Source organism: Aquicoccus sp. SU-CL01552, from assembly GCF_040365005.1.
In the GTDB taxonomy this organism is placed as follows: Bacteria; Pseudomonadota; Alphaproteobacteria; order Rhodobacterales; family Rhodobacteraceae; genus Antarcticimicrobium.
The window spans coordinates 1-479 of sequence record NZ_BAABWV010000058.1 but is presented as its reverse complement, the minus strand read 5'-3'; the positions used below and the strand labels follow the sequence as shown (position 1 = coordinate 479).

Annotated in this window: 1 protein-coding gene; it reads right to left on the bottom strand. The window is 63.7% G+C overall.

Annotation, left to right across the window (positions count from 1 at the left end):
* Positions 1-29 precede the first annotated feature (29 nt).
* Positions 30-479 (bottom strand): IS66 family transposase (locus ABWV23_RS22375; RefSeq protein WP_353351924.1); only part of this gene is annotated, 450 nt, incomplete at its 5' end.

Here is a 479-nt window from a genome sequence, read left to right as displayed (position 1 = left end):
GTAAGCGGCGGCTGGAGGGCACCGGGCTTTCAGCTTGACGGCTTGAAGTTCCAAGGAAGGAGTTCGTCGATCCGGCTTTTGGGATGGCCTGCCGCGATGGCTTCAAGGGTGGCTTTGAGGTAAGCGAAGGGCTCGACGTCGTTGACCTTCGCGGTGGCTATGAGTGAAGCGATGCGGCCCCAGGCTCGGCCGCCTTCGTCATGACCGGCGAAGAGCGCGTTCTTTCTCGTCAGGGCGATAGGGCGGATCAGATTCTCGACGGCATTGGAGTCGATCTCGACGCGGCCGTCATGCAGGAAGGTCTGCAGCCCGTCCCATTGGCGATGGATGTAGGTCAGCTTCTCGCCGAGGCGTGACTTGGCCGAGATGCGCAGGCGCTGGCTTTGCAGCCATTCTCCGAACCCAACGATCAGCGGCGCAGTGCGGGCCTGCCGTGCCGACAGCCGCTGTCCGGGGCCCATGCCGCAGATCTCGGCTTC